Source organism: Synechococcus sp. WC101 (assembly GCF_047461555.1).
Lineage (GTDB): Bacteria > Cyanobacteriota > Cyanobacteriia > Thermostichales > Thermostichaceae > Thermostichus.
The window spans coordinates 1-2304 of the sequence record NZ_JANSHG010000249.1; the positions used below are offsets into that span (position 1 = coordinate 1).

Annotated in this window: 2 protein-coding genes and 1 pseudogene; all 3 read right to left on the minus strand. The window is 61.1% G+C overall.

The annotated features are described in order from the left end of the window. Nucleotides 1-767, minus strand: a 767-nt coding sequence (locus NW809_RS12045; protein WP_414402251.1) for an aspartate-semialdehyde dehydrogenase, incomplete at its 3' end; no start/stop codon positions are given. A 35-nt stretch (nt 768-802) separates the two neighbouring features. Then, nucleotides 803-1927 carry a 3-dehydroquinate synthase gene (gene aroB / locus NW809_RS12050; RefSeq protein ID WP_099883808.1) on the minus strand — a complete coding sequence of 375 codons (1125 nt, stop codon included), beginning with the start codon at nt 1925-1927 and terminating at the stop codon, nt 803-805. 108 nt (nt 1928-2035) lie between these two features. Then, nucleotides 2036-2304, minus strand: a pseudogene (locus NW809_RS12055) (RNA-guided endonuclease TnpB family protein); the annotation flags it as partial.

Sequence of the window (2304 nt, forward strand, 5' to 3'; positions counted from 1 at the left end):
GGGAAGGGCTGTTCAAACTCCAGGTTGAGGGCCTCGGCGTGGGTACGCAGCACCGGCACCCGCACACAGGTAGCTGTCAGCCGCAGGTTGGGGGATCCCATAATCTTGCGGGATTCGTTGACCATCTTCATCTCTTCCTGGCAGTAGCCGTTCTCCTGCAGGGGGCTGTTGTGGAGGAAGAGGTTGAAGGCGATGGGGTAGGGGAACACCTGGGGCTGAAAGGGCTGGCCTTGCAGGTAGGCGCGGGTTTGCTCCTCTAGCTCCACCATCGCGCGGGCCCCGGCCCCACTGGCCGATTGATAGGTGGCGGCCACCACGCGGCGCAGGGGGATGTGGCGATGCAGGGGGTAGATGGCCACGCACATTAGGATGGTGGTGCAGTTGGGATTGGCAATGATCCCTTGGTGACGGAAGGCTTCCTGGGGGTTGACCTCCGGCACCACCAGCGGGACATCGGGATCCAGGCGGAAGGCGCTGGAGTTGTCAATTAGCACTGCCCCTGCCTCGACGATGGTCTTGGCCCAAGTTTTGGAAACACTTGCCCCGGCAGAGGCCAAGACCAGGTCCAGACCCCGAAAGGACGCTTCTGCAACCGGCTCCACCGGGATCCGTTCTCCCTTGAAGGTCAAGTAGGTGCCCGCCGAGCGGGGCGAGGCCAACAGCTTCAGCTCTGCCACCGGAAAGCGGCGCTCTTCCAGCAGCTTCAGCAGCTCCACTCCTACGGCTCCTGTGGCCCCTAGGATGGCTACCCGTTGTTGCCGTCCCATGCTTTCTTGTCCTCAGCTTTTCCTAATTCTAGGGCTCAAGAGGTTGCCGTCATCGCCGCCAGAGCGGCCTGCACATCCGCCAGCTCGACTTGATCGGTCAGCTCCGCTTGGCCAATGCGGCGGGGCAGAACGAAGCGGATCCGCCCTTGCTTGACTTTTTTGTCCGCCTGCAGCGCCTGCAGCACCGCCTCCCAAGGGATCCCGGCGGGCCAGTGGCTGGGCAGCCCTGCCCTTTCGATAAGGCGTCGCTGCCGCTCGGCCTCAGCCGCGCTCCACCACCCCAGGCGACGGGCGATCTCCCCCGCAGCCACCATGCCAATGGCCACCGCCTCCCCGTGCAGGTAGCGGCGGTAGCCGGTAACGGTTTCCAGGGCATGGCCGAGGGTATGGCCGTAGTTCAAGATGGCCCGCAGGCCCCCTTCCCGCTCGTCCTGTTGCACCACCCAGGCTTTGCACTCGGCACAGCGCCGCAGCAGATAGTGCAGATCCGCAGGGGCAAAATCGGCGTAGCGCCTCAGCCTGGGCCGGTCTTGCAAAAACTCAAATAGGTCGGCAGCCTGGATGACGCCGTATTTGATGACTTCCGCCAGGGCCGAGGTAAATTCCCGCCGGGGCAGGGTCTGCAACAGCGTTGGGTCGATCCACACCAGGCGCGGCTGGTAGAAGGCGCCGATGAGGTTTTTCCCGCCAGGATGGTTGACGCCGGTCTTGCCGCCGATGGCCGCATCCACCATGGCCAAAAGCGAAGTGGGCACCTGGACAAACGGGATCCCGCGCAGCCAAGTGGCGGCGGCAAACCCCACCATATCCCCAATGACCCCCCCTCCCAGGGCCACGAGGGTGGAAGAGCGCTCCAGGCCAAAGCTCAAGGCAGCATCGTAGATCTTGGCCACCGAGCGCAGGGTTTTGTAGCGCTCGCCGGCGGGCAACAGAAAAAGACGGGCAGCAAACCCCGCTTGTTGCAACCCTTGCATCAACTTTTCGCCAAAATGCTTGGCAATGCCGGGGTGGCTCACCACCAGCGCCTTGCCCGAAAGTCCCCTGGCTTGCAGTTGGGATCCCAACTGGATAAGGCTGTGGCCGCCGGAGCCTTCGGGGGACTGGATGAGAATGTCGTAGGAGCCGTGGGGAAGCTTGACGGGGATCAGACAGGGATCCATAGGTGCTGCTGTTGAAGAGATGGGATCCATTGACACTCCCAGCGCCTAAAGGCGGGGGATTCTTACGCAGTCCACAAAAGAACCCGTAACGGCGTTGTCAAAGCGCCTCTAGACAGTTCCTGAAGGCCGCGGCAGGTTTGGTCTTAAACTCATTCCTTCTTGCCAGGAGAGCCTCAGCTTTTTCTTAAAGCTACTGAGTGCCTCAGCTACAGACTTACAGGTCTGTTGTGCGGCGGAGACATACATTGCGATGAAGTGCTTGTTTTGGGTTCTCGCCATCTCAGCACAAAGCTCACCATAGCTTGCCCATCGCTTCGTTTTGAAATAGACTTGTCTCGCATAGTACAAAGCACAGTTGTACACTTTATTAGACTGTT

Coding starts and splice junctions, on each gene's coding strand:
- aroB (WP_099883808.1), bottom strand. CDS start 1,927: ATGGATCCCTGTCTGATCCCCGTCAAGCTTCCCCACGGCTCCTACGAC.